Here is a 26,105-nt window from a genome sequence, read left to right on the forward strand (position 1 = left end):
GCGAGCCCGCGGATGCACCGATCCGCCGCGTCGACTCCGACTTAGCCGGAGCCCTGGACTTGAAAGCCATGAGAGTGCCCCTCAAGAACCACGTCAGCCGCGGTAGGCCGACCAAGAGCTGTTCATCCGCGTGCCCTGCCCCGCCGTGAACTCGTACATGCAGCCGTCGTAGCTGTAGTCCATGAAGTTGTGCACCGGGTCCTTGCCCGTCGACGTGCACGTGTCCTTGTTCGTCGGGCAGCCCGATGTCGCCGTCGACTCCGCCGGGGTGTCGGACACGTAGTCGCCCGAACCGGAGCAGCCGCCTTGGAACGTGTGGTACAGCCCCATCCAGTGGCCGACCTCGTGGGTTGCCGTGTCGCCCTCGTTGTAGTTCGTCGCCGAGCGGCCCGGGAGGGACTCGTCGAGGATCACGACGCCGTCGAGCTTGGGCTGGGAGTTGTAGTTCCAGGGGAACGTCGCCCAGCCGAGCAGGTCGTCGCCGAGGTTGGCGGTGTAGATGTTCAGCGCGTTCTTGCCGCCCTTGCGCAGCGCGTTCTTCATGTTGCGCTCGGCCGAGGTGCCGTCGGTGATGCCGTTGTACCAGGTGGAGTTGTTCGTGTAGTCGGTGCTCACCAGTGAGAAGCTGAAGCCGCTCGAGGCGTACGCGCTGTTCAGCACCGAGATCTGCTTGGTGATCGTCGACGACGGCAGGTTGCCGGTCGAGCCGCTCGTGATCACGTGGAAGTACACCGGGATCGAGACGGCCGCCGCGGCCTTGAACGCCGTTCGCTTGCCCGCCAGCTTGCTCTGCATGTCCGCCTCGACGCGAGCCGCTTCCGCCGGGGACAGGCTGTCGGCGTGGCCGTCCTTGCTGCGGTCCGCCGAGTGGGTGGGGGTGAAGCAGTCGCCGGACGGCGCCGCGACGGCGCTCCCCGCGGTGGCGCCCGGGACGACCAGGGCGACCAGGGACAGCGCGGACACCGCGCCCAGCTTGAGAGCCCTGCTGACCGAACTGCTCATGGACAACTCCTCGTGCGATGACCCGGCCGCGCCGGGTGGTGCAGAGAAAGGTGCGTCAGGCGATCACCGGAATCCACCCACCTTTCGGCTGGAAAACACAATCCGGACGATCGGCGCGATCCATGCGGAGCAACGCAGGCGTCGCGTATTGGGCCGAATGGCGCAATCAGCTCCAGTGCAGCGCGACCAGCTGGGTCAGCAGCGCCAGCCGGACGTCGGGGTCGTCGAGGTCCAGGGGGACCAGTTCCAGCAGCTTCCGCATCCGGTACCGCAGGGTGTTCGGGTGGATCCGCAGCTCCCGCGCCGCCGCCCGCGGGTCGCCGGGGTGGCGCAGCCACTCGTACAGCGTCTCGACGTAGCCGGCCTTGCCCGTCTCGTCGTGCGCGCGCAGGGTGCTCAGCGGGCCGAGTTCGGCGACCCTCGCGCCGGCCGCCGCGGTCGCGCCGCGGTGCAGGGTCAACGCCGTCCAGGCTTCGTCGAAGGTGATCACGCGCTCGTCTAGCAGCTCCGCGCGCAGCAGTCCGAGGGCTTCGTCGGCCTGGACGCGCGACGCCGAGAGGTCGCCGATCTCGCCGGGCGCGCCCGCCGCGGCGCGCGGAACACCGCCGCGACGGGACGGTCCCGTCGCGACGAGAGCCTCGCGCAGTTCCGCCCAGCCGCCGGGGCCCGGCCGGTCCGGGACCACCGCGTAGAGCAGCCCGCCCAGCTCGGTCGCCACCGGACGGCGCCCGATGCCCTGGGAAATGCGTTCGAGCAGCGCGAGCCGCAGGCCCTCGGCGTCGCGCCCGTCGCCGCCGGTGACCTCGATGACGACCACGCGGTGCGGCTCGTCGGACAGGTCCAGCTCCGCCATCGCCTTGCGCGGGTTCGCCCGGCCTTCGAGAACTCCGCGCAGCAGTTCGGCGGACGCGCGGCGCTGCGCGTCGGTGTGCGCGCGCCGCCGCAGCAGGTGCAGCGCGACGACGGGCGCGGCGTCGGCGAACGCGGCCGCGCGCTCGTCGGACACCGGACCGGCGACGACCGCCCACATCGACCCGAGCAGCTCGCCGCCCATCCGGATCGGCACGATCAGCCGCGGCAGCGTGCCGTCGCGCTGGGCGGGGACGAAGATCGTCTGCCGTCCGCGCGACAGCTCCCGGAACACCCCGCGCGACCGGAACCGCGCGAGCACGTCGTCGGGGATGCGGCGGCCCATGATCGTGGCGACGCGCGCGGGGTCGGTGAGGTCCTGGCGCGCGGAGTAGGCGAGCACGCGCGAGTTGGTGTCCTCGATGGTCACCGGGGCGTCCACGACGGAAGCGACGGCGTCGGCGAGCCGGAAGAGGTCGCCGGAGCCGGGGTCGAGGTCTTCGGACTCGTCGGCGAGGGCGTCGAGGACCGTCCGCAGCAGCCACACGAGCTGCGCCCACGACGTCGCCGCGTGCACCTGGACCAGCGCGATCCCACTCGCCTTCGCGGCCCGCTTCACCGACGGCTTCCCGGCGACGGGCGGCTTGAGCAGCACCGCGGCGGCGCCCTGCCCGGCGCTCTGGCGCACCAGTTCGGCGGCGTCTTCCGGGCCGGTCGTGGCGACGCCGAGCACGAGGTCCCCGGCCGACAGCGTGACCGCGCCGCCGGGCTCGGCGATGACGACGTCGGCGACCGCGGGGGAGTCGTCGGGCACCTGGAGTGCGTGGAGCAGCGTCGGCCCCACCCGGTCGACCACGCTGCGCACCGAGACCACGGGGACATTCTGGCCGAGAAACCGGTGGACGGCTCGGTAGGGTCGAAGGGGTGAACGAGGCCCGGCGGATCGTCGAATCCGGCTACGACAGCTCGGCGCAGCGGTACCTCGAGTGGAGCGCCCGGATCGAGGACGAACCCCGGATGCGCTTCCTGGCGCGGCTGACCGACCTCCTCCCCGACGGCGCCCGGGTGCTCGACCTCGGCTGCGGGGCCGGCGTCCCGTGCACGGCGGCACTGGCCGCGCGTCACGACGTCGTCGGGGTCGACCTCTCCGCGACGCAACTGGAACTGGCGCGGCGCAACGTCCCCGGCGCGCGGTTCGAACAGGGTGACATGACCGCGGTGTCCTTTCCGGACGGCAGCTTCGACGCCGTCACGGCGTTCTACTCCGTGCTGCACGTGCCGCGCGAGGACCAGGGCGCGCTCTTCTCGCGGATCGCCGGCTGGCTGCGTCCCGGCGGCTGGTTCCTGGCCGCGCTCGGCTGCAGAGAAGCGAACGGCGTCGAAGCCGACTGGCTAGGGACGCCGATGTTCTTCAGCAGTCACGCACCGGCGGTTAACCGTCGTTCACTCGAAGTCGCGGGCTTCACGCTCGAAGTGGACGAACCGGTGACGATCGAGGAACCCGAAGGCCCGGCGACCTTCCACTGGGTGCTCGGACGGCGGTGAGCCCAGGGCCTACCGGGGCGGTGGCGGGCGGACGCACCGCCCCGGCAGGCGTTCAGGGGGTCAGAGCTCGACGCTCTTGACCACGCGGCGCGCACCGGCGAGGAGCATGCCGATGTTCGCCGACCGCGGGCACACGACGACGGCGACCACGTCGGCGTTCCGGTTGTCCCGCAGGAACAGGTGCGTCAGGTTGGCGCTGTTGACCAGGATCTCCTGGAAGTAGTGCTCGTTGCTCGCGACCGCGCGACGCTCCTTGAAGATGTCTTCGATCATCACGACCGTGCGGCCCTGGAACAGGTCGAGGGTCGCCCCGGCCAGCAGGTCCAGCACTTCCGGCGGGTGGGCGTCGGTCGTCTCGACCGACAGCAGCATGCCGGTGGCCAGGTCGACCACGCCGGAAGCCAGGCATTCGGACACCTCCTGCCGCATCCGCTTGACCAAGACGGTCATCTGGTCCGACATGGTCTGGCCGTTGCCCAGCATGTCCGTTCTCCTTCTTCCGGTTTTCGGGGTTTCAGCAGGCAGTGAGGATCGAGCCGATGCGCTCGATCGTGGGCAGGGAAGCGTGGTGCAGGCGGCCGATGTCGAGGCCTTCGTCGCCGAGCACGACCATCAGCGCGAGCCGGTCGACGGAGTAGACGGCCAGGTAGCCGCCGCTGCTGCGGACGACGGCCTGGCGGAATGCGCCTTGGCCGATGGTGGCGGCGGTCGTGTGCGCCAGCCCGAGGTGGGCGGCGGCGAGCGCGGAGACGCTCTCGGGGTCGATCCGGTCTTCGGTGTCGGCCACGATGAGCAGGCCGTCCACACCGGCCACGAGGGTGTCGGTGACCCCGCTCACCCCCCGCCGGAGCGCGTTGAGCTCGGCGACCAGCGCGTCACGGTCCACGTGCGGTTCCTTTCCGGTCCTCGGGTTCGTCGGTGTTCGGCTCGGGCGCGGTGCCCGGCGGTCCGGCGCGGATGCGGTTGAGCAGCCGGGGCAGCACCTGCCAGCCGGAGGGCCGCCGGTCGTCCCCGGCGCCGCTGGCCCCGGGATCCCGTTGCGGCAGGTCCGGGTCCGGGTCCGCGGCGGCGGCCTCCGGGGCGGGATCCCGGGGGCGCAGCGGGCGATGGGGGCCACCGGTGCCCGGCGGGACGCCCTCGGCGATGGCGAGCAGCCCGTCGCCGATCAGCCGGGACACCTCGACCGTCACCGGGAAGACGTTGCGCCCCAACAGGAACGCGATGTCCCGCGCGCAGCGGCGGCCGTTCGCGCAGGCGACGATGTCGCGCCGCGTGCGGCTCGGCGCGGGTGCGGCGGGGACCGGCACGAGGCGTTCGCGGTACGGCGACACCGGCGTCGGCAACGCGGCCAGCGCGTCGATCCGCCGCCGGGTTTCGGTCAGCAGCCGGTCGAGGTCCAGGCCCGGGCTGACCGGTACGGGCACGTCGAGCGGTCGGGGGTCGACGGCGTACTCGTCGATCGTGCCCGCGACCACGGCGAACGCGCCGTCCTGGGCGGCCATGGTGGTGATCAGCCGCAGTTCGGCGGCGCCGATCCCGGCGTCGGCGAGGAGGTCGCCGAGCGGGACGGTCCCGCCGGCGCGCAGCACCGCGGACCAGTCCTCCTCGCGGATCCGGCCCGAGCGCAGCAGCAGCGCGTCCGTCCCCGGCGCGCCCGGGCTGTTGATCGCCACCACGGCCCCTTCGCGCAGGTGGAACACGCCGCCGGGGCGGCCCGCGAGGTAGAGCGAGCCGGTGGTCCCCTCGGCCCGGCAGGCGCTCAGCACCCACGCGAGGAAGTCGAACGACGGCGTTTCGCTCACCGCACTCCTGGCTGTTTCCGGAAATGGCGGCCCGAAAGATCGGTTTCGGGCTCGAGGAGTGGCCGACTCTATGGCACCCGTGCTCGCGTTCCCAGAGGGTTCCCCCGATTTTCGCAATGCCCGAAAATTCCTGTCGCGACCGCCGGGAGACCGAAAAGAACTGTCCACTCCGCAGTGAATCTCCTTGCGCCGCAAGGCATACCCCAGTGGAAGCGCCGATCGATCTTGTGGCATTCTCTCGCGCTTGTTCACGGCGAACGGTTTTCGAAAGCACGAGGTGATCGGCTTGTACGGACGTGACGTGGCGGAATGGAAAAAGATGATCGCGGCCGGCCGGACGATCCTGATCGCCAAGGCCGTGGCGGACCGGACCACTTCCTACGGCGAATTCGCGGCCGCGCTCGTGCGCGCCACCGGCGTCGCCGGGTTCGACTTCACGACCGGCGCCGGCCGCGCGAGCATGGCCTACCTGCTCGATCGCATCTCCGAGGCGGCGTTCGCGGAGGCGGGCGGCCGGCTGCTCGGCGCGCTCGTCCGCAACCTCGGCGCGGACGACGCCGGCCCGGGTTTCTACCGGCTCGCGAGCCGGAAGGGGCTGACGGTCCCGCGCACCCGCGGCGGGCGCCAGCTGTTCTGGGCCCAGCACGTCCGGGAGCTGCACGAGCACTTCGCCGCCGTCGCCCGCCGGCCGGCGGCGGGGTGAGCGGGGGCGGCGCGACTAACGCGAGAGCACCGTGTCGAGCACCCGCCGCAGCTCGCCCACCGGGTCGTCGACGGGTCCCGGGGCGCGCCACGCGACGATGCCGTCCGGACGCACGAGCGATGCGCCACCCTCCGAAAGCCCGTAGCGCGCGGCGAACAGTCCGTCCTCGACGACGTGGCAGTCGATCCCGGCGGCCGCCGCGGCCGGGGTCCACGCCGATCCGTCACCTGCGCAGAGCAGCACCCACGACCGGCCCAGCAAGTCCAAAGTGGACGTCAGGCCGGGCGCCCGGAAGCCGGGCCGTCCGGTCGGCGCGTGCACGTCCTCGACGCGCTCGCCGTCATCGGGCCCCTCCGGCAGGATTGCCGTCGAGCGGTAGCGGAACCCGAGCACGATGCCCAGCGGGTCCTCCGCCGGCGTGATCCCCGAGACGTCGAGACCGGGGTGCATGCGCTGCTTCATATTGTGGAGGGACGTGTCGACGACCATCCGCGCGATCGGCCTGCGCTCGGCTTCATAGGTGTCGAGCAGCGCCGGGCCCGCTTCGCCGCGCAGCACCGCCGCGAGCTTCCACGCGATGTCCGCGGCGTCACCCACCGCCGTGTTGCCGCCCAGTCCGCCCGTCGGCGGCGTCACCTTCGCCGCGTCGCCGACCAGGAAGACGCGCCCGTCGCGGAACCGGTCGGCCAGCCGCGCGGCGACCTCCCACGACCCGGTCCAGACGATCCGCGGGTCGAGGTCCGGCAGGTCGGTGGCGCCGCGGATCATCGCCACGAGCCGTTCGGGGGTGAAGTCCGCCGGGCTCTCGCCCTTCTCCGGGAAGTAGTCCGGCGCGAAGACGTACCGGTCCGGCACGTCGGTGGTGACCAGCCCGGCCGTGAATTCGGGGTGCTGCAGGTAGAACAGGTCGGTCACGCCGGCCTGGACGCGGTCGCCGAGGTCGGCGTCGAACACCACGCCGAGGCAGTGGCTCAGCGCGTCCAGCCCGGTGGTCCCGATGCCGAGCCGGGCCCGGATGCCGCTGCGGCCGCCGTCGGCAGCGATGACGTAGTCCGCGCGCACCACCGTCTCCTCGTCCGAATCGCGGTGCCGCAGCGTCGCGGTGACGCCGTCGTCGTCCGGCGCGAGCTCGACGAGCTCGGTGCGGAAGCGGACCCGCGCACCCGCCTTCTCCGCGTGCGCGAGCAGGATCGGCTCGACGACGTCCTGCCCGGCCATGCCGGCGGGCAGCGTGGTCGAAGCTGAGACGTCGAATTCGCTGCCGTCTTCGGCGAGCCGGTGCAGCACGCGACCGGCCAGGCTGGTCGCGACGGTGATCCGCAGCCCCTGCGACGCGCGCGGGCTCACCGCCAGCACTTCGCGGTCGATGCCCGCCCAGTGGAACAACTCCATCGTGCGCCAGTTCTGCCCGGCGGCGCGCGAGTGGACCGACGTCCCGGCGTGCCGTTCGACGGTCAGCACGTCCACTCCGGCCCGCGCGAGGAACAGCGACGCCGACAACCCGCCCAGTCCGGCCCCCACGACCAGCACCTGTACCCGCTCCGGCACGACTACCTCCCTGTCCATGAATCTCACTATAAAAGTATCTTAGCTACAGAGAGATTAGTTTTCCAAGCGCGTGGTACTCCCAGGACGTGGGAACGGTTGGGGTGCTCCGTTCGGCCCAGTAGCTTCGGCCCGGAAGTCCCCTTGAACCCTTGAGCCGCAAGGAGAAACCGATGAGCGCGGACGACACCTCGGCGTGGTCCTTCGAGACCAAGCAGATCCACGCGGGCGCCGCGCCGGACCCGGCGACGGGCGCGCGGGCGACCCCGATCTACCAGACGACGTCGTACGTCTTCCGCGACAGCCAGCACGGCGCCGACCTGTTCAGCCTCGCCGAGCCCGGCAACATCTACACGCGGATCATGAACCCGACCCAGGACGTGCTGGAGCAGCGGCTCGCCGCGCTCGAAGGCGGTGTCGCGGCGCTGGCGTTCGCGTCCGGCTCGGCCGCGACCACGGCGGCGATCCTCAACCTGGCGGGCGCGGGCGACCACTTCGTTTCGAGCCCGTCGCTCTACGGCGGCACCTACAACCTCTTCCACTACACGCTGCCGAAGCTCGGCGTCGAGGTCACGTTCATCGACGACCAGGACGACCTGGAGCAGTGGCGCGCCGCCGTCCGGCCGAACACGAAGCTGTTCTTCGCCGAGACGCTGGCCAACCCGGGCAGCAACGTCCTCGACATCCGGGGCGTCGCCGACGTCGCGCACGAGGCCGGCGTCCCGCTCGTCGTCGACAACACGGTGCCGACGCCGTACCTGGTGCGCCCGATCGAGCACGGCGCCGACGTCGTCGTGCACTCCGCGACGAAGTACCTCGGCGGTCACGGCACCACGGTGGCCGGCGTGCTGGTCGACGGCGGCACGTTCGACTTCGGCAAGGACCCGGCGAAGTTCCCGGGCTTCACCGAGCCGGACCCGAGCTACCACGGTCTCAAGTACTGGGAGGCGCTCGGCCCGGGCGCGTACGCGGCCAAGGCGCGCGTCCAGATCTTGCGCGACACCGGCGCGGCGATCTCGCCGTTGAACAGCTTCCTGATCCTGCAGGGCATCGAGACGCTGTCGCTGCGCCTCGAGCGGCACGTCTCCAACGCGCAGGCGCTGGCCGAGTGGCTGGAGCAGCGCGACGAGGTCGAGAAGGTCTACTACGCCGGCCTGCCGTCGAGCCCGTTCTACTCCGCGGCGCAGAAGTACCTGCCGCGCGGCGCGGGCGCGGTCCTGTCGTTCGACCTGCGCGGCGGCGTCGAGGCGGGCCGCAAGTTCGTCGACGGCACCGAGCTGCACAGCCAGCTGGTGAACATCGGCGACGTCCGCAGCCTGATCGTGCACCCGGCGTCGACCACGCACAGCCAGCTCAGCCCGGAGGAACAGCTCTCCAGCGGCGTCACGCCCGGCCTCGTCCGGCTCGCCGTCGGGCTGGAGGGGCTCGAGGACCTCAAGGCCGACCTGGAGGCCGGATTCCGGGCGGCCAAGGCGGAACTGTGACGGCTGACCCCGTCACCGGCGCCTGGCGGATCGGTGATCCGCCCGGCCGCCGTCAGTTCGTCACCGGCCCCGGCGCGCTCGCGCTGGAGGCCGGTGGCGCGCTGCCGTCCTTCACGCTCGCGTACGAGACCTGGGGGACGCTGAACTCCGACGCGTCCAACGCGATCCTCGTCGAGCACGCGCTGACCGGCGACAGCCACGCGGCCGGGCCGCTCGAGCCGGGGCACCCGAACGCGGGCTGGTGGGACGCGCTGATCGGGCCGGGGAAGGCGTTCGACACCGACGAGTACTTCGTCGTGGTCCCGAACGTGCTGGGCGGCTGCCAGGGGTCGACCGGGCCGTCGTCGGACCTCGACGGCCGGCCGTGGGGCAGCCGGTTCCCGGTCGTGACGGTCCGGGACCAGGTGGCGTCGGAGGCCGTTTTGGCCGACCACCTCGGCATCGAACGCTGGGCCGCCGTCGCCGGCGGGTCCATGGGCGGGATGCGCGCGCTGGAGTGGGCGGTTTCGCTGCCCGAGCGGGTGGCTTCGGTGCTGGTGCTGGCTTCCACCGCGCGGGCGTCGGCCGAGCAGATCGCCTGGGCGGCCCCGCAGCTGCACGCGATCCGCAGCGACCCGCACTTCCACGGCGGCGACTACTACTCGGCCCCCTCGGGGCCGGCGGCCGGGCTCGGCATCGCCCGCCGGATCGCGCACGTCACCTACCGCAGCGAGCCGGAGCTGGCCCAGCGGTTCGACCGGGCGTACCAGGGCGACGAGGATCCGTTGCGCGGCGGGCGGTTCGCCGTCGAGTCCTATTTGGACCACCACGCCGCCAAGCTGGTGCGCCGGTTCGACGCGAACAGCTACCTGGTGCTGACGGAGTCGATGAACACCCACGACGTCGGCCGCGACCGCGGCGGGGTCGCGGCCGCGCTGGGCCGGGTGACCGCCCGCGCGGTGATCGGCGGGGTGGACAGCGACCGGCTCTACCCGCTGTACCAGACGGCGGAAATCGCCGCCGGGATCCCGGGAACCGCGGAGCCGTCGGTGGTTTCCTCACCGTACGGCCACGACTCGTTCCTCATCGAGTCCGGTCAGATCGCGTCACTGGTGAAGGCGCTTCTGGGTTAGTCACGCGTTCTCCCAGGCGCACCAACGTGTTCGCGAGCCGCCGGGACGTCTGGGCCGCGTAGTCGCCGAGCCGTTCCGCGGCGCGGTCGGACAGTTTCGCGACCCGCCAGGCGACGTCGTCCGCGCGGTCGCCCGCTTCGTCGCCCGCGGTGGCGATGCGGTCGGCGAGCCGGCCGGTGCCGGCGGCGAGCAGATCCTTGAACGCCATGCCGTTCCCTTCGTCTAGAGCATCCCGGCGCGGCGCCACAGCACCGCGCTCGGGCCGCCGATCAGGTCGTTCTCCTTCAGGAACCGGACGAGCTTGCGGGCTCCGAAGGCCAGTGTCTCCCGCCGGTGCGTGCTCGCCCGCGCGGCGGCCACCGCGACGCCGGGGTCGATGCCCGCGCGCAGGTACTGCCGCGGGCGCGACAGCAGCCGGGACATCAGCAGCGCGCCGACCGCGACCACCACCCTGGCGAACTCCTTGCGCCACCACGGCGCGCCGGCCAGCGAGCGGACCAGGTCGTCCCGCGCGTACCGGACGTGGCGGGCCTCCTCCGTCACGTGGATCCGCATCACCGCGCGCACCACCGGCTGCACCGACTCGTCGTCGAGGTGTTCGCGCTGCAGCGCGTCGAAGATCTCTTCCCCGATCAGCGTCGCCACCCACATCGCCGGCCCGTGCAGGATCGACGGCAGCGCCTGCGCGGACCGCTGCAGCCAGCGGTTGTTGCGGTACGGCCGCCCGTCGACGTGCTCGATCAGCCGCGCGAACATCGTGGAGTGCCGGCATTCGTCGGCGACCTCGGTCAGCGCGTAGTGCACGTGCCGGGTCGTCGGGTCCTGGTCGTAGGACGCGCGCAGCAGCATCTGCATGAGGATCAGCTCGAACCAGATCCCGACGCTGACGGTGTTCACGAGCTCCTGGCGCGACAGCTCGATCCGCTGCGCGCGGCTCAGCGTGTCCCAGACCGGCGTGCCGTACAGCGAAACGAGCTTCTCGGGGATGAAGAACTGGTCTTCGTTCAGCGACGCGTCCCAGTGGACGTCGACGTCCGGGTCGTAGGAGAGCCGGGCGCTCGAGCGGAGCAGTCGTTCGGCGGTGGCTTCGCGATCACCCATGCTGCCTCCCTGTGTCGTTGAACACTAGAACGCATGAAACAATCTCCGTCAAGATGTAAAGTCAGCGCATGCGCGACCTCCTGAAGCACGCGCTCGAAGCCGAACTGCCCGGCGACGAGACCTCCGAACGGATCATGGGCGCGGCGCTCACCCAGGCCGAGGACTTCGGGCTGCGCCGGTTCACCGTCGACGACGTCGCGCGCCGCGTCGGCCTGTCGCGCGTGACCATCTACCGGTACTTCCCGAAGAAGGACCAGCTGCTGGGCGCGCTGATCCTGCGGGAGATGAAGCGGTTCTTGACGAAGGTCGACGCCGTCGTCGAGGCGCAGGCCACCCCGGAGGAGAAGCTCATCGAGGGGTTGAGCTTCTCCCTGGGGTACCTGCGCGGCCACCGGCTGCTCACCCGCCTGCTGCGCACGGAGCCGGAGCTGATCCTGCCGCACCTGACGGTCCAGGCCGGCGGCCTGTTCGCGGCCGCGCGCGCCCGGATCGCGGCGCACTTCCACGCGGAGATCGCCGCCGGGCGGCTCAGCCTGCCCGCCGAGGACATCGACGGGATGGCCGAGCTGCTGATCCGCATCGTGGTGTCGCTGGTGCTGACCCCGGACACCGTGCTGCCGGTCGACGACGACGTTCAGCGCCGCCGGCTCGCCGAGCTCTACCTCGCGCCGATCGTCCGCTCGCTGCGCCCCTGACTCAGCCCTGCCGGGTGGGCCGGATGGTGAGCTCGCCGATCTCGACGTCGTCGGGCTGCTCGACGGCGAACGCGATCGCGCGCGCCACGGCTTCGGGCGCGATGCCGAGCGCCGCCATCGCGTGCTGGGCCTGCTCCCGCTGGGCGGGGTCCTCGACGTGGTCGACCAGCTCGGTGCGCACGAACCCGGGGGAGATCGACGTCGTGCGCAGGACGCCGTCGGTGGACTCCTGCCGCAGCGCCTCCAGCAGCGTGCGGACGGCGTTCTTCGTCCCCGCGTAGACCGCCTGCGCAGGCACGATCTTGAGACCCGACGTCGACACCGTGGTGACGAAGTGCCCGCGGCCCTGCGCGCGGAACACCGGCAGCGCGGCGGCGATGCCGTGCAGGACACCGCGGAGGTTGACGTCGATCATCGCGTCCCAGGCGTCGACGTCGAGGTCGCCCACCGGCGCGATCCGGGCGACGCCGGCGTTGCCCACCAGGACGTCGAGCCGGCCGAAGCGCTCGACCGCGTGGGTCACCAGCCGCTCGACATCGGCGCGGCGGGTGACGTCGACCGCCACCACCTCCGCGCGGCCGCCTTCGTCGCGGATCTTCTCCGCCAGCACCTCGAGCCGGTCCGTGCGCCGCGCGCCGAGCACGACCGCGGCGCCGCGACCGGCCAGTTCCAGGGCGGTCGCCTCGCCGATCCCGCTGCTCGCGCCCGTGATCGCGACGACCTTGTCCGGTCCGTTCGCCATGACACCTCCCGCTAAACTGACACTTGTCCGGTTGGCTCCCACCGTACCGGACACTTGTCCACTTCGTCGACGCAAGGGGCTGTCGTGGTGACCCGATCGGACGCCGTCGCGAACCGCGACCGGATCGTCGAAGCCGCGCGGGCGGAGCTCAGCGAGTCCAACGGTGCGGTCAGCGAGCTGAAGCTGCACCGGGTCGCCAAGGCCGCGGGCGTCGGGCAGGGCACCCTCTACCGCCACTTCCCGACCCGTGAGCACCTGCTGGCGGAGGTGTACCGGGCCGAGCTGGACCAGCTCGTCGGCACCGTCACGCCGCTCCTCGCGGAGCACACCCCGCTCTGCGCGCTGTCCCAGTGGCTGGACCGGCTGGTCGACTACGCGCGGGTCAAGCGCGGGGTGATGGCGGCGATCGAAGTACCGGCCTGGCAGGAGATCTACTCCAGCCAGCACCACCGGCTCGACGAAGCGCTCGGCACCCTGCTCGAACGGGGGCAGGCCGCCGGCGAGATCCGTGCCGGCGTCGACGCGGCCGACGTCATCCTGCTGCTCGGCGCGCTGTCGCGGATCCCGGGTGCGGAATGGCACGAGCGGGCGCACCGGCTCGTCGCGGTGATCGTCGACGGGCTGAAGAACCCCTAGTCCGAGACCGCTTCCGAGATCCAGGGGGCGACCGGCAGGTCGCGGTCCAGGCACTCCACCGACAGCCGGATCGTCCAGCGCAGTGCCTGCAGCACCAGGCTGTCGACCTCGTCCGGCGCCGCGTTGGCCAGCGCGATCTCCACCTGCTCCTGCGCCGCCTCCGTGTTGCCGTGCACCTCCGCGAGCAGCGTGCGCACCGCGGTCCGGACCGGCGGGTCGGCCTGGTCGATCGAGACCTCTTCGCCGTCCTCGTCGAAGACCTGGACCTTGACCGGGGCGCTGCCGCCGTCGCCGAGGGTGGCGACCATCGTGCTGCACTCGCCGAACAGCAGCAGCATCAGCGCCTTGGTCTCGTCCGCGCGGGCCTGCGGCGCGGCGGCCGTCGGGGCGACCTCGACGAGGGCTTCCGCGTCGTCACCGAGGCTCAGCGCGGTCAGTGCGCGCTGAGCCTTCTCGACGAGCTTTTGCTCGTTCCAGTCCGCTTCCACGTGCCCCATCAAACACCAGCCGCGCCGGTTGTGGGGATACCTTGATCCGGGACGGTCATCCCACCGCGCGGAGCGCACCCAGCGCGAGCCGGGAGAGCAGTTCGGCGAGTTCACCGTCACCGAGATGGCGGTTGTACGGGGTCGAGTTGATCAAACCGAACACGGCGTGTGCCGCCGACCGCGCCTGCCGTTCTCCCAAGCCCGGCATGGCTTCGCGGATCGCGCTGACCCACACCTCGACGTACTGGCGCTGCAGCGCGCGCACCTGCTTGCGGTCGGCGTCGGTGAGGTTCGCGAGGTTGCGCTCCTGGACGGTGATCAGCGCCGGGTGCGAGAGCGCGAAGCCGACGTGGAACGCCACGAGCCCGGCCAGGATGTCGTCCGGCGGGCCGGGCCTGCTCGCCCACCTCGTGCCGCCGTCGAGCAGGTAGCGGCTGATCGAGTTCAGCATCTCGCCGAGGATCGCGTCCTTGCTGCGGAAGTGCCGGTAGAGCGCCGGGCCGGAGATGCCGACGGCGGCTCCGATGTCGTCGATGCCGACGCCGTGGAACCCGTGGTGGGCGAACAGCTCGGCGGCCGCGGACATGATCTGTTCGCGTCTGTTCGCCTTCTCGCCGTTCACGAGCGGCGTGGAGTTGGCCGGCATCCGGCCATATTAGAGCGCGAGGTTAGCGACCGCTAACACCCGTTCCCTCCTTCCGGCGTGAGCCGAGTGGGTTACCTACGGGTAACTAGGGGTTCCTTGTGGGCCGTCCACCTGCTGTCCTATTCGGGCTGGCCCTGTCACAAAGGAGTGACCCATGGCTGTTCCCACCCGCAAGTTACGGCGATCCCTTCTCCGGTTGAGCACGGCCCTGGGGGCCGTCGTCCTTGCTTCTCTCGGCGTGACGGGCCTCGCCCAAGCCGCCGGGACCGTCTACGCCGCGGTCGGCGACTCCTACTCCTCGGGAGTCGGAGCCGGCAGCTACGGCAGTTCCGGGAGCTGTTACCGCAGCTCGAAGGCGTACCCGCAGTTGTGGGCCAACGCCCACAGCGGCACCTCGTTCACGTTCCTGGCCTGCTCCGGCGCCCGCACGGGTGACGTGATCAGCCAGGCGAACTCCATCCCGTCCAACGCGACCCTGGTCACCGTCACCGTTGGCGGCAACGACGCCGGCTTCAGCGACGTGATCCAGACCTGCACGCTCGGCAGCGACTCGGACTGCACGAACCGCGTCAACACGGCGAAGACCTACGTCAACAACACGCTGCCGCCGTTGCTGACCAACACCTACAACGCGATCAAGGCGAAGGCGCCGGGCGCCAAGCTCGTCGTCCTGTCCTACCCGCGCTTCTACACCGTGCCCGGCTCCTGCTGGGTCGGCCTGAGCGACACCAAGCGCGCGGCGATCAACTCGGGCGCCGACACCCTGGCGTCGGTGATCCAGTCGCGGGCGGCTTCGGCGGGCGCGACGTTCGTCGACGTCCGGTCGTCGTTCGTCGGGCACAACATCTGCTCGTCGGCCGACGACTACCTGCACAGCCTGACCTGGCCGGTGATCGAGTCCTACCACCCGACCGTGGCGGGACAGTCCGGCGGCTACTACACGCCGCTGCGCGCCGCGATCGGCTGATCCTCCCCGCGAGTTCGTGAAGGCCACCTCGAGGAAGCGCAACTCCCTCGAGGTGGCCTTCACGGCATTCCGGCGACTGGACACCCACGTTAGCGGTCGCTAACATCGGGGCGTAGGTTAACGCCTGCTAACTTCGAGGGAGCCCATGGACACGCCGGTACTGGGGACGTCTGCTGCCCCGGACAGCGAGGCCTACGCCCGCAACGCGACGTCGCACGCGGAGCTGGTCGAGGACCTCCGCAAACGTTTGGGAAGCGCCCGGCTGGGCGGGCCGGAGAAGGCGCGCACGCGGCACGTCGAGCGCGGCAAGCTGCTCCCGCGCGACCGCGTCGACACGCTGCTGGATCCGGGATCGCCGTTCCTCGAGCTGTCGCCGCTGGCCGCGAACGGACTGTACGACGACGAAGCGCCGTCCGCCGGGATCATCACCGGGGTCGGGCGCGTCTCGGGGCGCGAGTGCGTGGTCGTCGCCAACGACGCCACCGTCAAGGGCGGCACGTACTACCCGATGACGGTGAAGAAGCACCTCCGCGCCCAGGAGGTCGCGCTCCACAACAACCTGCCGTGCGTCTACCTGGTGGACTCCGGCGGCGCGTTCCTGCCCAAGCAGGACGACGTCTTCCCGGATCGTGAACACTTCGGCCGGATCTTCTACAACCAGGCGACGATGTCCGCGCGCGGCATCCCGCAGATCGCCGCGGTGCTCGGCTCGTGCACGGCGGGCGGCGCGTACGTGCCGGCGATGAGCGACGAGGCCGTGATCGTCCGGAACCAGGGCACGATCTTCCTCGGCGGCCCGCCGCTGGTGAAGGCTGCGACCGGCGAGGTCGTCACGGCGGAGGAGCTCGGCGGCGGCGACGTCCACTCGCGCCAGTCCGGCGTCACCGACCACCTGGCCGACGACGACGCGCACGCGCTGCGGATCGTCCGGTCCATCGTGTCCACGCTCGGTCCGCGCACGCCGCGGCCGTGGGACGTGCTCCCGACCGAAGCTCCGGCCGTCGATCCCGCGGAGCTGTACGGCGTGGTCCCGACCGACCCGCGCACCCCTTACGACGTAAGGGAGGTGATCGCGCGGATCGTCGACGGCAGCCGGTTCGGCGAGTTCAAGAAGGAGTACGGCTCGACGCTGGTCACCGGGTTCGCCCGGATCCACGGCCACCCCGTGGGCATCGTCGCGAACAACGGCGTGCTGTTCGCGGAGTCGGCCATGAAGGGCGCGCACTTCATCGAGCTGTGCGACAAGCGCTCGATCCCGCTGCTGTTCCTGCAGAACATCACCGGCTTCATGGTCGGGCGCGCATATGAGGCCGGCGGCATCGCCAAGCACGGCGCGAAGATGGTCACCGCTGTGGCCTGCGCGCGCGTGCCGAAGTTAACGGTCGTTATCGGCGGCTCGTTCGGTGCCGGCAACTACTCGATGTGCGGCCGGGCGTACTCGCCGCGGTTCCTCTGGATGTGGCCGAACGCGCGGATCTCGGTGATGGGCGGCGAGCAGGCGGCGTCGGTGCTCTCGACCGTCCGCCGCGACTCGATCGAGGCCCGCGGCGGCGAGTGGTCCGCCGAGGACGAAGAAGCGTTCAAGGACCCGATCCGCGAGCAGTACGAGGCGCAGGGCAGCCCGTACTACTCCACCGCGCGGCTGTGGGACGACGGCGTCATCGACCCGGCGGACACCCGCACGGTGCTCGGGCTCGCGCTCTCGACGGCGGCCAACGCGCCCCTTTCCGATGTCAACTACGGCGTCTTCCGGATGTGATGATGTTCGACTCAGTGTTGGTCGCCAACCGCGGCGAGATCGCCGTCCGGGTCATCCGCACGCTGCGGGACCTCGGCATCCGCGCGGTCGCGGTGTACAGCGACGCGGACGCCGAGGCCCGGCACGTCCGCGAGGCGCACACCGCGGTCCGGATCGGGCCCGCCGAGGCCTCGAAGAGCTACCTCTCCATTCCGGCCATCGTGGACGCGGCCGTGTCGTCGGGCGCGCAGGCCGTGCACCCGGGGTACGGCTTCCTGGCGGAGAACGCCGAGTTCGCGCGCGCCTGCGAGGCGGCCGGTCTCGTGTTCATCGGGCCGCCGGTCGAGGCGATCGACGCCATGGGCGACAAGATCCGCGCCAAGGCGACGGTGTCGAAGGCCGGGGTCCCGGTCGTGCCCGGCGCGTCCGACGTGGACATCCCCGACGGCGGGTTCGCGGAAGCCGCGGCGAAGGTGGGCTACCCGCTGCTGCTCAAGCCGTCCGCCGGGGGTGGCGGCAAGGGCATGCGGCTCGTGCGCGGACCGGAGGAGCTGGACGCGGCGATCGAGTCCGCGCGGCGTGAGGCCAAGGGATCCTTCGGCGACGACACGCTGCTGATGGAGCGGTTCGTCACCACGCCGCGGCACATCGAGATCCAGGTCATGGCCGACCGGCACGGAAACGTCATCCACCTCGGCGAGCGCGAGTGCAGCCTGCAGCGGCGGCACCAGAAGATCATCGAGGAAGCGCCGTCGGTGCTGCTGGATCCCGAGACGCGCGAAAAGATGGGCTCGGCGGCCGCCGAAGCCGCGCGTTCGGTCGGGTACGTCGGGGCCGGCACGGTCGAGTTCATCATGTCGGCGCACAACCCGGACGAGTTCTTCTTCATGGAGATGAACACCCGGCTGCAGGTGGAGCACCCGGTCACCGAGCTGGTCACCGGCCTCGATCTGGTCGAGTGGCAGGTCCGGGTCGCGGCGGGGGAACACCTGACCGTAGCGCAGGAGGACGTCGTCCTCAATGGACACGCCGTCGAAGCGCGGGTGTACGCCGAGGACCCGGCGCGCGGGTTCATCCCGACCGGCGGGACGGTGCTGGCGGTGCACGAACCGGCGGGTGACGGCGTCCGCGTCGACTCGTGGATGACGCGCGGCGCGGTGATCGGCTCGAACTACGACCCGATGCTGGCCAAGGTCATCGCGTGGGGCCCGGACCGCGCGGCGGCGCTGCACCGGCTCGACCTGGCGCTGGCGGACACGGCCCTGTTGGGCGTCGGCACGAACACGGCGTTCCTGCGCGGGCTGCTGGCGGACGCCGACGTCCGCGCCGGCCGGCTCGACACCGAGCTGGTCGACCGGCGGCTGGCCGAACTAGTCTCCTCGAACGTCCCCGCGGAATTCTTCGTCGCGGCCGCGCTGGACCGATTCCTGGAACTGCAGCCATCGGGGTCCATTGTGGACCCGTGGGACGTGCCGGACGGCTGGCGGATGGGCGGCTCGGGCGGGGTGACGTTCCGGCTCAAATCCGGTACTGCCCGCGCGGTGGTCCGGGTGCAGGGCATGCCGTCCGCCGCGACGGTCTTCGTCGACGACGCCGAGCCGGTCGAGGTCTCGGCCCGGCGCGACGGCGACGTCCTGGAGATCCGGCACGCCGGCGGGTTCCACCGCTACCGCCACGCCTGCGCGCCCGACCGGACGGTCTGGCTCGCCCGTGACGGCCTGAGCTTTCCCTTCGGGGAGCAGGAGTTCGTGCTGTCGTCGCGCGGCGAAGCGGCCGGATCGGGCCCGGTCACCAGCCCGATGCCGGGCACGGTGCTCGTCGTCAAGGTCGCCGCGGGTGACGTCGTGCGGGCCGGGACCCCGTTGCTGGTCGTCGAAGCCATGAAGATGGAGCACACCGTCACCGCACCGGTCGACGGCGTGGTCAGCGAACTCCCCGTCCGAGCGGGCCAACAGGTCGCGCTGGACGAAACCCTTGCCGTAGTAGTGCCCCAAGAGGAGCAGCAGTGATCGACTTCCGCCTGGACGAGGAGTACGAGGCCCTCCGCAAGACCGTCGAGGACTTCGCGCACGCCGAGGTCGCGCCGGTGATCGGCGAGCTGTACGAGAAGGAAGAATTCCCGTACGAGATCGTCGCGAAGATGGCCGAGATGGGCCTGTTCGGCCTCCCGTTCCCCGAGGAGTTCGGCGGCATGGGCGGGGACTACTTCGCGCTGTGCCTGGCGTTGGAGGAACTGGCCCGGGTCGATTCGTCGGTCGCGATCACCCTGGAGGCCGGGGTGTCGCTGGGCGCGATGCCGATCTTCCGGTTCGGGACGCAGGAGCAGAAGGAGAAGTGGCTCCCCGACCTCTGCGCCGGCACGGCGCTGGGCGGGTTCGGCCTGACCGAGCCGGGCGGCGGCTCGGACGCGGGCGCGACCCGCACCCGCGCCACGATGGACGGTGACGAGTGGGTCATCAACGGCAGCAAGGCGTTCATCACGAACTCGGGCACGGACATCACGCGGCTGGTCACGGTCACGGCGGTGACGGACGTGATGGAGAACGGCCGCAAGGAGATCTCGGCGATCATCGTCCCGTCGGGCACGCCCGGCTTTGCGGTCGCGCCGAAGTACTCGAAGGTCGGCTGGAACTGCTCGGACACGCACGAGCTGTCCTTTTCGGACGTCCGGGTGCCGGTCGAGAACCTGGTCGGCACGCGGGGCCGCGGGTACGCGCAGTTCCTGTCTATTTTGGACGAGGGCCGGGTCGCGATCGCCGCGCTGTCGGTGGGGCTGGCGCAGGGCTGCGTCGACGAGTGCCTGAAGTACGTGAAGGACCGCGTGGCGTTCGGCAAGCGGATCGGGGAGTACCAGGCGATCCAGTTCAAGGTCGCCGACATGGAGGTCCGCACGCACACGGCCCGCCTGGCGTACTACCAGGCGGCGTCGAAGATGCTGCGGGGCGAGCCGTTCAAGAAGGAAGCGTCGATCGCGAAGCTGGTCGCGTCGAACGCGGCGATGGACAACGCCCGTGACGCGACGCAGATCTTCGGCGGCTACGGGTTCATGAACGAATTCCCGGTGAGCCGGTTCTACCGCGACGCCAAGATCCTGGAGATCGGCGAGGGGACGAGCGAGGTCCAGAAGATGCTGATCTCGCGCCACCTCGGGGTCGCCTGACGTCGCAAGAGGGGCACCTCCTGCGGGAGGCGCCCCTCTTCGCTACTGCGGCTGTTGTTGCTGCTGCTTCTTGTCCTCTTCGGCCCACGCGGCTTCGGCCTGCATCTGGATGTCGGTCAGGCCGCGGTCGACCTGGACGATGTCCTTGCCCGCCCAGCCCACGAAGTTCTTCGAGGACTTCGCGTCGGAAAGCGCCTTCAGCATCGGGTAGTAGTCCGGGGCCTTGGCCTTCAGCCAGTCGTCGACGAACTTCATCTTCTTGTAGCTGTCGCCGAACTTGGTCTTCAGCCAGTCCTCGTGCTTCTTGATGGTCGAGATGTCGTGGTCGCTCAGGTGCGACTTCGGCGGCGTCGGCTTGGGCGGCTCCGGCGGCTTCGGCAGCGGCCGCGAGAAGTTGGGCGTGGTGCCGTCGCCGGGCGGCCGCGTGCTCGGCGTGGCGCCACCGCCGGGACTGTCGTGGGTGACCGCCGTGCCCGGTGGGGGCAGCGGCCGCGAGAAGTTCGGGGTCGTGCCGTCGCCCGGGGGCCGCGTGCTCGGGGTGGCGCCACCGCCAGGACGGTCGTGGGTGATCGCGGTGCCCGGCGGCGGCATCGGCGTCAGTTCGTGGCCCGCGCTCGATGAGGAGCCCGGCTTCCCCTTGACCAGCTTCGACAGCCCGGTGAGCCGCGCCAGCGTGCGGCCGGCGTAGGCGACGACCTTGGCGAGCTTCGCCATCATCGCCGCCACCTGCACCGAGACCGTCGCGACGCACTTGGTCACGCCGACGGCGATCGACGCGCCGAACGTCGGGATGGCGAGTGCGAGCGCGATCAGCATCGTGGAGATGATGTCGCCGAGGATCGTCGTGATGATGTCGCGCAGCAGCGAGCGGACCGCGCCGATCAGCGCGCCGGTGGTCTCGACCATGTAGCCCGCGACGTCGGCCGCCTTGGCGTTGGCGTCGATCCAGCCCTTTCGGTCGTTGATCGACTTGAGGAAGCTGTCGTAACCCTTGCCCTGCCACTGGGTGATCGTCGACTTGAGGGTCTCGTCCAGCTCGGTGCCGGTGTTGCGCAGGCCCTCGCCGATCTTGTGCAGCTCGTTGGCGAGCTTCGTGACTTCCGAAGGGTTGCCCGCGACCTGGTCCAGCGGCCACTTCAGGAACGAGACGTGCTCGATCAGCCAGCCCAGGCCCGCCGCGATCAGCTTCGCGAGCGGGTCCATGGCGAAGGCGACGGTGTCGAGCACGGCGCTGATGACGTTGATGCCCAGTTCCACGCTGACGGCCGCGAGGTCGCCGCCGTGCTCGGTCTGGACCTTGCCGATCGAGTCGCCGACCTGCTTCCAGCTGTCGAAGACGCCGGCGCCCGTGGTCGAGTTCGCGGACGTGATGGGGACGGTCACTTGCCCAGCTCCGTTTCGAAGGTGCTCAAACCCTGCGCCGTGTTCGAGTCGTGGGTCGAGTACGTCTCCGCGGCCTTCTTCACGTCCTCGGCGGACTTGCCGATGTCCCCGACGAGTTTGCCGATCTCCCCGGTGATGACGGCCATCGTGACGCGCGAAGGCACCGCGAGGATCTGGGCGAGCAGGATGCCGAACGCGGCGTTGTCGAACCCGTTGGCGGCCTGCATCCGGTTCGCGGCGTCCTGCACCGCCGGCTGCGTGGTGCCGGACAGGAACTGACTGAACTTCTGCAGCTCGGCCGGGTCGACCGAGAATCCTTCTCCGGTAACCACCGGTTCTCCTCCGTACTACCAGGGGTTGCTTTCGCCGTCGTCCTCGTCCGGCGCGGGCCGGGGACGACGCCGTGGCGGACCTTGCTGCGGCGGACCTTGCGGCGGTGGCGGCGGGTTCGGCGCCGGGCGGTGCGGGGGCCGCGGCGTGCGGTCCTCCGCTTCCTGCTCCGGCATGAACACGTCGCTCTTGTCCGGGGGCGTCCCCTCGTCCGGTTCGGGGGCGGGCAGGAATTCGTCCAGCAGTTCGCGCGCGGCCGAGTTCTCGCCCACCATGTCGCCGAACGCGTCGGCGACCTGCGCCGAAACCTTCTGCTGCGCCTTGCCGATCAGCTGCAGCACCAGACCGGACAGGGCTTGCGGGGGCCGTTCGTAGGCACGCGGGCCGAACCGGAGGTCCTGCAGCACGCCGCTGGGACCGACGGTCACCGAGACCGCGCCGTCCGGCGACTGCACGCTGGCGGTGGCGGATCGGAGCGCTTCCTGCGCGCTTGCGGCCTTTGCCCGGATTTCTTCGAGTTCGACGGTGAACGCGGCCAACGGATCGCCCGGGGGCACTGACTGAGTCAATTCGTCCTCGTCGCGGGAGAGGTGGGGAACGGAGAAAGTCAATCAGCGCTCTTTGAAGCTCGGATGACACGAATCGAGCCACCGGCTTAACGCGGTGTGGATCGCCGAAGTCGGCCCGCGCGTACCCGCCGTGCGGTAAACAGGGGCATGGACAACACCGTCATCCGATCGGGTGACTCTGGGGACGTCGACACCCTGCTGGGCTTCTTCGACGAGGCCGTCGAATGGCTGGTCGCGCGCGGCAGTTCGAAGCAGTGGGGCACCGAGCCGTGGAGCGGGGTCCCGAAGCGCGTCGAACGCGTCACCGGCATGGCCGCCGACCCCGGGCTGCGCATCGCGATGGTCGGCGGCGAGCCCGCCGGCGCACTGATCGTTTCCGAAGAGCACGACCCGCACGTGCCGCCGGTTGACGAGCGTGAACTGTACGTCCGGCTGCTGATCACGTCCCGGCGCTTCACCGGGCAGCGCGTCGGCGCGCGGCTGATCGAGTACGCGCTCGACGAGGCACGACGGCGCCGCATCGACCTCGTGCGCGTCGACTGCTGGGCCGGTGGCGACGGCGACCTGCAGCGGTACTACGAGAGCCAGGGCTTCAAGCCGACCGTGCGGTTCCACGTCGACGACTGGGTCGGTCAGGTGCTCGAGCAACGCGTGGGGTAGCGCGATCGCGAGTCAGGGGTGACACTGTTGACGCAGTGCCAACAGACGAAGGAGTCGCCATGGCCGAAGAGCTCGCGGGCAAGGTCGTCGTCATCACCGGCGGCGGGCAGGGGATCGGCGCGGCGACCGCGTCGGCGCTGGCCCGGCTGGGGGCGAAGGTGGTGATCGGCGACCTGGACCAGGTCCGGGCCGAGAAGACCGCCGGCGAGCTGGACGCCGAGGCGCTCCCGCTCGACGTCACCGACATCCGCGGGTTCACCGAGTTCCTCGACGAGGTCGAACGCCGCCACGGCCGCATCGACGTGCTGATCAACAACGCCGGCATCATGCCGCTCGCTCGCCTGGAGGAAGAGAGCGACGCGACGACCCGGCGTCAGCTGGAGATCAACCTGCACGCCGTCATCCACGGCACCCGCGAAGCGGTGAAGCGGATGCGACCGAGGCGGTCCGGGCACATCGTCAACGTCGCTTCCTTCGCCGGCAAAGCGGGTTTTCCGGGCGCGGCGACGTACTGCGCGACCAAGCACGCCGTCGTCGGGTTGTCCGAGTCGGTGCACCTGGAGCTGCACGGATCCGGCGTGCACATCTCGTGCGTGATGCCCGCGATCGTCCGGACCGAGCTCGCGAGCGGCCTCGGCGAAGCGAAGTTCTTCAAGTCGTCGCGCCCGGAAGACGTGGCCGACGCCATCGTCGCCACGCTGCGCAAGCCGCGGTTCGAGGTCTTCGTGCCCCGCTCGGTGGGCAGTATGGGCAAGCTCACCCGGCTGCTGCCGCGGCGGGCCGGTGAAGCGCTGGCGCGTGCGTTGAAAGCGGACCAGCTTTTGGCTTCAGCGGCCCATTCCCCGGCTCGCGCGGACTACGAGGCGCGCGCCGCCGAGAGCGCGCCCGGGGCCGGTACGGAGTAACTCGGACGGCCTAGCGACCGTCCGATTTGGACGTGGGCGGTGTTGAGTCCACCGGCCTGACCGGGCAAGATTGGCCGGAAGTGCCCGGGGACGTCGCAGGAGGCTCGAGAAAATGGTTTCACCGCCCGCACGACTGGCCGCGGCGGCGTCGAACGTCGTCGGCAAGGTGCTGCACGGCGGGGTCGCCGACCTGCGCCCGATGCCGCGGGTGCTGATCGACCAGGGTCCCAACCGCTCGGTGTACCGGATGACGCACAGCAGCCGCCCGGTGTCCGGGCCGCCGGTCCTGCTGGTGCCGCCGCTGGCCGCGCCGGCGATCTGCTTCGACCTGCGCCGCGGCTGCAGCCTCATCGAGCACTTGGTCGAGGGCGGCCGCAACGCCTACCTCGTCGACTACGGGATGGTCGCGTTTTCGGACCGGCGCCTGGGCATCGAGCACTGGATCGACGAGGTCCTGCCGCGCGCGATCCGGAAGGTGAGCGAGGACGCGGGCGGCCAGGCCGTGCACCTGGTGTCGTGGTCGCTCGGCGGGATCTTCTCGCTGCTGGTGAACGCGGACCAGCCGGACCTCCCGATCGCGTCGATCACGGCGATCGGTTCGCCGGTCGACTTCACGGCGATCCCGATCGTGGCACCGTTCCGCCCGCTGGTCGACCTGACGAACGGCCACCTGCTGACCCCGATCTACCGCGCGTTCGGCGGCGCACCGTCCTATTTGGTCAGCCGCGTGTTCCGCGCGACGGGCATCAGCAAGGAGATCACGAAGCCGATCGCGATCCTGAAGAACCTCGACGACCGCGACTACCTCGCGCAGATCGAGGCGGTCGACCACTTCATGAGCAACATGTACGCCTACCCGGGGCGCACGTTCGGCCAGCTGTACCACCGGCTGTTCCGCACGAACGACCTGGCCGAGGGCAAGGTGGACCTGAACGGGCGCATCATTTCGCTGTCGTCGGTGCGCGTGCCGACCCTGGTGGTGGCGGGCGAGAACGACACGATCGCACCCCGGCCGTCGGTGGAGCGGGTGGTGGAACTGCTCGACCACGCCCCGGAAGTCCGCTTCAAGACCGCACCGGGCGGCCACCTCGGCGTCCTGACCGGCCGCAAGGCCCGCGGCACGACGTGGCGCTACCTGGACGAATTCCTCGACGACCAGGCCGCGCCGTCAGCCGACTAGGTCGATCTCGAACGGCTCGGCGGCGCTGTAGCGGACGTCCGCCCACACCGCGCCGGGCACGCGGTAACGCCGGTGTGTCGTCAGCCTCGGGTCGTACCCCGGCAGCTGCCGCGGGTTGAAGCCGATGCCCGTCCGGTCGGAGCCCCACGCGAAGATGTCGGGCACCCACAAGGGTTTCGCGGTGCCGTCGCCGCTCAGCCGCGGCCGGACGACGATCGCCGCGCCCACACTGCCGGACAGGAAGACGCGCACGGTGTGCTCGCCGTTGTCGGGCGGGGTGACGGTGATGCGTTCGAGGATTTCGACGTCCGCACCGAGCGGCCCGGCGCCGCTGGGGTTGGCGGCGCGCTCGCGCAGCCACGCGGTGTCGATGCCGACGGGGTCGATTTTGCGGCCGACCGGCAGGCAGACGTCCTTGTGCCCGGCGTACCGCTCGACCCCGCGCGACATGTACCGCAACAGCGCGGCGACGAGTTTCGGGTAGGCGTCCCGCTGCGCCTCCGTCCAGCCCCCGGCCCCCGCGGATTCCGCTTCGATGCCGAGAAATTCGTCGTTGACGTCGAGGAACCCGAGCCACCGCGACGCACCGGCGTGGTAGGCACACCCGGCGGCGACGACGTAGATCGTCCCGCTGCGCCCGAGCCCGAGGTTGCACAACGGCCCGGCGAGATCGGCGCGCCCGTTGGTGACGATGTCGAGCGAGGGGTAGTCCCCGGGCGCGGAATCGGCGGTGGCGGTGTGGTGCCCGACGACGCCTTCGACGACGCGCATGCCGCCGTGCCCCCGGGTCTGCCACCCGGGCACTTCGACGACGGGATACCCGGTGCTGCGAGCGGCATCGACGAGCCAGGGAACGTACACGG

At 70.8% G+C, this 26,105-nt stretch carries 28 protein-coding genes; 13 read left to right on the forward strand and 15 right to left on the reverse strand.

Going from position 1 to position 26,105, the window contains the following annotated elements; all coding sequences use genetic code 11:
• Nucleotides 1-93 precede the first annotated feature (93 nt).
• On the reverse strand, nucleotides 94-1,002 hold the full coding sequence (locus tag SD460_RS13780; RefSeq protein WP_290049608.1) for a zinc metalloprotease: 909 nt from the start codon (nucleotides 1,000-1,002) through the stop codon (nucleotides 94-96).
• A gap of 166 nt (nucleotides 1,003-1,168) precedes the next feature.
• Complete coding sequence (locus SD460_RS13785; RefSeq protein WP_290049606.1) at nucleotides 1,169-2,725, reverse strand: PucR family transcriptional regulator; 1,557 nt, start codon at nucleotides 2,723-2,725, stop codon at nucleotides 1,169-1,171.
• A gap of 50 nt (nucleotides 2,726-2,775) precedes the next feature.
• On the opposite strand from SD460_RS13785, the gene SD460_RS13790 reads away from it, so the two are divergent.
• On the forward strand, nucleotides 2,776-3,396 hold the full coding sequence (locus SD460_RS13790; RefSeq protein ID WP_290049605.1) for a class I SAM-dependent methyltransferase: 621 nt from the start codon (nucleotides 2,776-2,778) through the stop codon (nucleotides 3,394-3,396).
• Between the two features lie 60 nt (nucleotides 3,397-3,456).
• On the opposite strand, the gene SD460_RS13795 is transcribed toward SD460_RS13790, so the two are convergent.
• Genes SD460_RS13795 through SD460_RS13805 form a run of 3 tightly spaced genes read right to left on the reverse strand, consistent with a single transcriptional unit; the run spans nucleotide 3,457 to nucleotide 5,198 of the window.
• Complete coding sequence (locus tag SD460_RS13795; protein ID WP_290049604.1) at nucleotides 3,457-3,879, reverse strand: hypothetical protein; 423 nt, start codon at nucleotides 3,877-3,879, stop codon at nucleotides 3,457-3,459.
• Nucleotides 3,880-3,910: 31 nt separating this feature from the next.
• Nucleotides 3,911-4,282 (reverse strand): roadblock/LC7 domain-containing protein, encoded by a 372-nt coding sequence (locus SD460_RS13800; RefSeq protein ID WP_290049603.1) that lies wholly within the window; start codon nucleotides 4,280-4,282, stop codon nucleotides 3,911-3,913.
• On the reverse strand, nucleotides 4,272-5,198 hold the full coding sequence (locus SD460_RS13805) for a hypothetical protein (protein ID WP_290049602.1): 927 nt from the start codon (nucleotides 5,196-5,198) through the stop codon (nucleotides 4,272-4,274). Before SD460_RS13805 ends, SD460_RS13800 begins: the two co-directional genes overlap by 11 nt.
• A 301-nt stretch (nucleotides 5,199-5,499) precedes the next feature.
• Between SD460_RS13805 and SD460_RS13810 the strand changes: the two genes are divergently transcribed.
• Entirely contained in the window at nucleotides 5,500-5,901 is a 402-nt protein-coding gene (locus SD460_RS13810; RefSeq protein WP_290049600.1) for a hypothetical protein, read from the forward strand.
• A 15-nt stretch (nucleotides 5,902-5,916) separates the two neighbouring features.
• Here SD460_RS13810 and rdmE read toward each other — a convergent pair whose 3' ends face one another.
• Nucleotides 5,917-7,467 (reverse strand): aklavinone 12-hydroxylase RdmE, encoded by a 1,551-nt coding sequence (rdmE, locus tag SD460_RS13815; protein WP_290049598.1) that lies wholly within the window; start codon nucleotides 7,465-7,467, stop codon nucleotides 5,917-5,919.
• A 152-nt stretch (nucleotides 7,468-7,619) separates the two neighbouring features.
• On the opposite strand from rdmE, the gene SD460_RS13820 reads away from it, so the two are divergent.
• Both SD460_RS13820 and metX read left to right on the forward strand, forming a co-directional pair.
• Complete coding sequence (locus SD460_RS13820; protein WP_290049596.1) at nucleotides 7,620-8,930, forward strand: bifunctional o-acetylhomoserine/o-acetylserine sulfhydrylase; 1,311 nt, start codon at nucleotides 7,620-7,622, stop codon at nucleotides 8,928-8,930.
• Nucleotides 8,927-10,042, forward strand: a complete 1,116-nt coding sequence (metX, locus tag SD460_RS13825; RefSeq protein WP_318306214.1) for a homoserine O-acetyltransferase MetX — start codon at nucleotides 8,927-8,929, stop codon at nucleotides 10,040-10,042. Before SD460_RS13820 ends, metX begins: the two co-directional genes overlap by 4 nt.
• On the opposite strand, the gene SD460_RS13830 is transcribed toward metX, so the two are convergent.
• Together SD460_RS13830 and SD460_RS13835 are read right to left on the reverse strand one after the other, a co-directional pair.
• Nucleotides 9,993-10,250, reverse strand: coding sequence for a hypothetical protein (locus SD460_RS13830; protein ID WP_290049593.1), 258 nt, complete (start codon nucleotides 10,248-10,250; stop codon nucleotides 9,993-9,995). The genes metX and SD460_RS13830 overlap by 50 nt on opposite strands.
• 14 nt (nucleotides 10,251-10,264) lie before the next feature.
• Nucleotides 10,265-11,143, reverse strand: a complete 879-nt coding sequence (locus SD460_RS13835) for an AurF N-oxygenase family protein (RefSeq protein ID WP_290049591.1) — start codon at nucleotides 11,141-11,143, stop codon at nucleotides 10,265-10,267.
• A gap of 68 nt (nucleotides 11,144-11,211) precedes the next feature.
• On the opposite strand from SD460_RS13835, the gene SD460_RS13840 reads away from it, so the two are divergent.
• Entirely contained in the window at nucleotides 11,212-11,838 is a 627-nt protein-coding gene (locus SD460_RS13840; RefSeq protein WP_290049589.1) for a TetR/AcrR family transcriptional regulator, read from the forward strand.
• A 1-nt stretch (nucleotide 11,839) separates the two neighbouring features.
• Here SD460_RS13840 and SD460_RS13845 read toward each other — a convergent pair whose 3' ends face one another.
• The gene (locus SD460_RS13845) at nucleotides 11,840-12,580 is read right to left on the reverse strand and encodes an SDR family oxidoreductase (protein ID WP_290049588.1); all 741 of its coding nucleotides are present in this window, start codon (nucleotides 12,578-12,580) and stop codon (nucleotides 11,840-11,842) included.
• A gap of 84 nt (nucleotides 12,581-12,664) precedes the next feature.
• On the opposite strand from SD460_RS13845, the gene SD460_RS13850 reads away from it, so the two are divergent.
• The gene (locus SD460_RS13850) at nucleotides 12,665-13,216 is read left to right on the forward strand and encodes a TetR/AcrR family transcriptional regulator (protein WP_318306215.1); all 552 of its coding nucleotides are present in this window, start codon (nucleotides 12,665-12,667) and stop codon (nucleotides 13,214-13,216) included.
• Here the strand turns inward: SD460_RS13850 and SD460_RS13855 are convergent.
• Nucleotides 13,213-13,713, reverse strand: a complete 501-nt coding sequence (locus SD460_RS13855) for a hypothetical protein (protein WP_290049585.1) — start codon at nucleotides 13,711-13,713, stop codon at nucleotides 13,213-13,215. The two genes, SD460_RS13850 and SD460_RS13855, sit on opposite strands and share 4 nt — an antisense overlap.
• A gap of 46 nt (nucleotides 13,714-13,759) precedes the next feature.
• On the reverse strand, nucleotides 13,760-14,350 hold the full coding sequence (locus SD460_RS13860; RefSeq protein WP_290049584.1) for an SACE_7040 family transcriptional regulator: 591 nt from the start codon (nucleotides 14,348-14,350) through the stop codon (nucleotides 13,760-13,762).
• 196 nt (nucleotides 14,351-14,546) lie between these two features.
• Here SD460_RS13860 and SD460_RS13865 point away from each other — a divergent pair, with 196 nt between their 5' ends.
• From SD460_RS13865 to SD460_RS13880, 4 genes are all read left to right on the forward strand, one after another.
• Complete coding sequence (locus SD460_RS13865) at nucleotides 14,547-15,317, forward strand: SGNH/GDSL hydrolase family protein (protein WP_290049583.1); 771 nt, start codon at nucleotides 14,547-14,549, stop codon at nucleotides 15,315-15,317.
• A gap of 145 nt (nucleotides 15,318-15,462) precedes the next feature.
• Nucleotides 15,463-17,076: a carboxyl transferase domain-containing protein gene (locus SD460_RS13870; protein ID WP_290049581.1), complete on the forward strand. Its 1,614-nt coding sequence runs from the start codon at nucleotides 15,463-15,465 to the stop codon at nucleotides 17,074-17,076.
• A gap of 2 nt (nucleotides 17,077-17,078) precedes the next feature.
• The gene (locus tag SD460_RS13875) at nucleotides 17,079-19,064 is read left to right on the forward strand and encodes an acetyl-CoA carboxylase biotin carboxylase subunit (RefSeq protein WP_290049580.1); all 1,986 of its coding nucleotides are present in this window, start codon (nucleotides 17,079-17,081) and stop codon (nucleotides 19,062-19,064) included.
• Nucleotides 19,061-20,215, forward strand: a complete 1,155-nt coding sequence (locus SD460_RS13880) for an acyl-CoA dehydrogenase family protein (protein WP_290049579.1) — start codon at nucleotides 19,061-19,063, stop codon at nucleotides 20,213-20,215. The genes SD460_RS13875 and SD460_RS13880 overlap by 4 nt, the downstream gene beginning before the upstream one ends.
• Nucleotides 20,216-20,257: 42 nt before the next feature.
• Here SD460_RS13880 and SD460_RS13885 read toward each other — a convergent pair whose 3' ends face one another.
• From SD460_RS13885 to SD460_RS13895, 3 genes are read right to left on the reverse strand one after another with little or no spacing between them, the layout of a single operon-like run.
• On the reverse strand, nucleotides 20,258-21,598 hold the full coding sequence (locus SD460_RS13885) for a hypothetical protein (RefSeq protein WP_318306216.1): 1,341 nt from the start codon (nucleotides 21,596-21,598) through the stop codon (nucleotides 20,258-20,260).
• Complete coding sequence (locus SD460_RS13890) at nucleotides 21,595-21,930, reverse strand: hypothetical protein (protein ID WP_290049577.1); 336 nt, start codon at nucleotides 21,928-21,930, stop codon at nucleotides 21,595-21,597. The genes SD460_RS13885 and SD460_RS13890 overlap by 4 nt, the downstream gene beginning before the upstream one ends.
• Nucleotides 21,931-21,945: 15 nt before the next feature.
• The gene (locus SD460_RS13895; RefSeq protein ID WP_318306217.1) at nucleotides 21,946-22,485 is read right to left on the reverse strand and encodes a YbaB/EbfC family nucleoid-associated protein; all 540 of its coding nucleotides are present in this window, start codon (nucleotides 22,483-22,485) and stop codon (nucleotides 21,946-21,948) included.
• Between the two features lie 159 nt (nucleotides 22,486-22,644).
• On the opposite strand from SD460_RS13895, the gene SD460_RS13900 reads away from it, so the two are divergent.
• The 3 genes from SD460_RS13900 to SD460_RS13910 all read left to right on the forward strand — a co-directional run bounded on the left by SD460_RS13900 (nucleotide 22,645) and on the right by SD460_RS13910 (nucleotide 25,242).
• Nucleotides 22,645-23,157 carry a GNAT family N-acetyltransferase gene (locus SD460_RS13900; RefSeq protein WP_290049574.1) on the forward strand — a complete coding sequence of 171 codons (513 nt, stop codon included), beginning with the start codon at nucleotides 22,645-22,647 and terminating at the stop codon, nucleotides 23,155-23,157.
• Between the two features lie 59 nt (nucleotides 23,158-23,216).
• Nucleotides 23,217-24,062 carry an SDR family oxidoreductase gene (locus tag SD460_RS13905; RefSeq protein ID WP_290049572.1) on the forward strand — a complete coding sequence of 282 codons (846 nt, stop codon included), beginning with the start codon at nucleotides 23,217-23,219 and terminating at the stop codon, nucleotides 24,060-24,062.
• Nucleotides 24,063-24,174: 112 nt separating this feature from the next.
• Nucleotides 24,175-25,242 carry an alpha/beta fold hydrolase gene (locus SD460_RS13910; protein ID WP_290049571.1) on the forward strand — a complete coding sequence of 356 codons (1,068 nt, stop codon included), beginning with the start codon at nucleotides 24,175-24,177 and terminating at the stop codon, nucleotides 25,240-25,242.
• Here SD460_RS13910 and SD460_RS13915 read toward each other — a convergent pair.
• On the reverse strand, nucleotides 25,231-26,103 hold the full coding sequence (locus tag SD460_RS13915; RefSeq protein ID WP_318306218.1) for a peptidoglycan recognition protein family protein: 873 nt from the start codon (nucleotides 26,101-26,103) through the stop codon (nucleotides 25,231-25,233). The genes SD460_RS13910 and SD460_RS13915 overlap by 12 nt on opposite strands.
• Nucleotides 26,104-26,105: the final 2 nt, after the last annotated feature.

Source organism: Amycolatopsis solani, from assembly GCF_033441515.1.
Taxonomy (GTDB): Bacteria; Actinomycetota; Actinomycetes; order Mycobacteriales; family Pseudonocardiaceae; genus Amycolatopsis; species Amycolatopsis solani.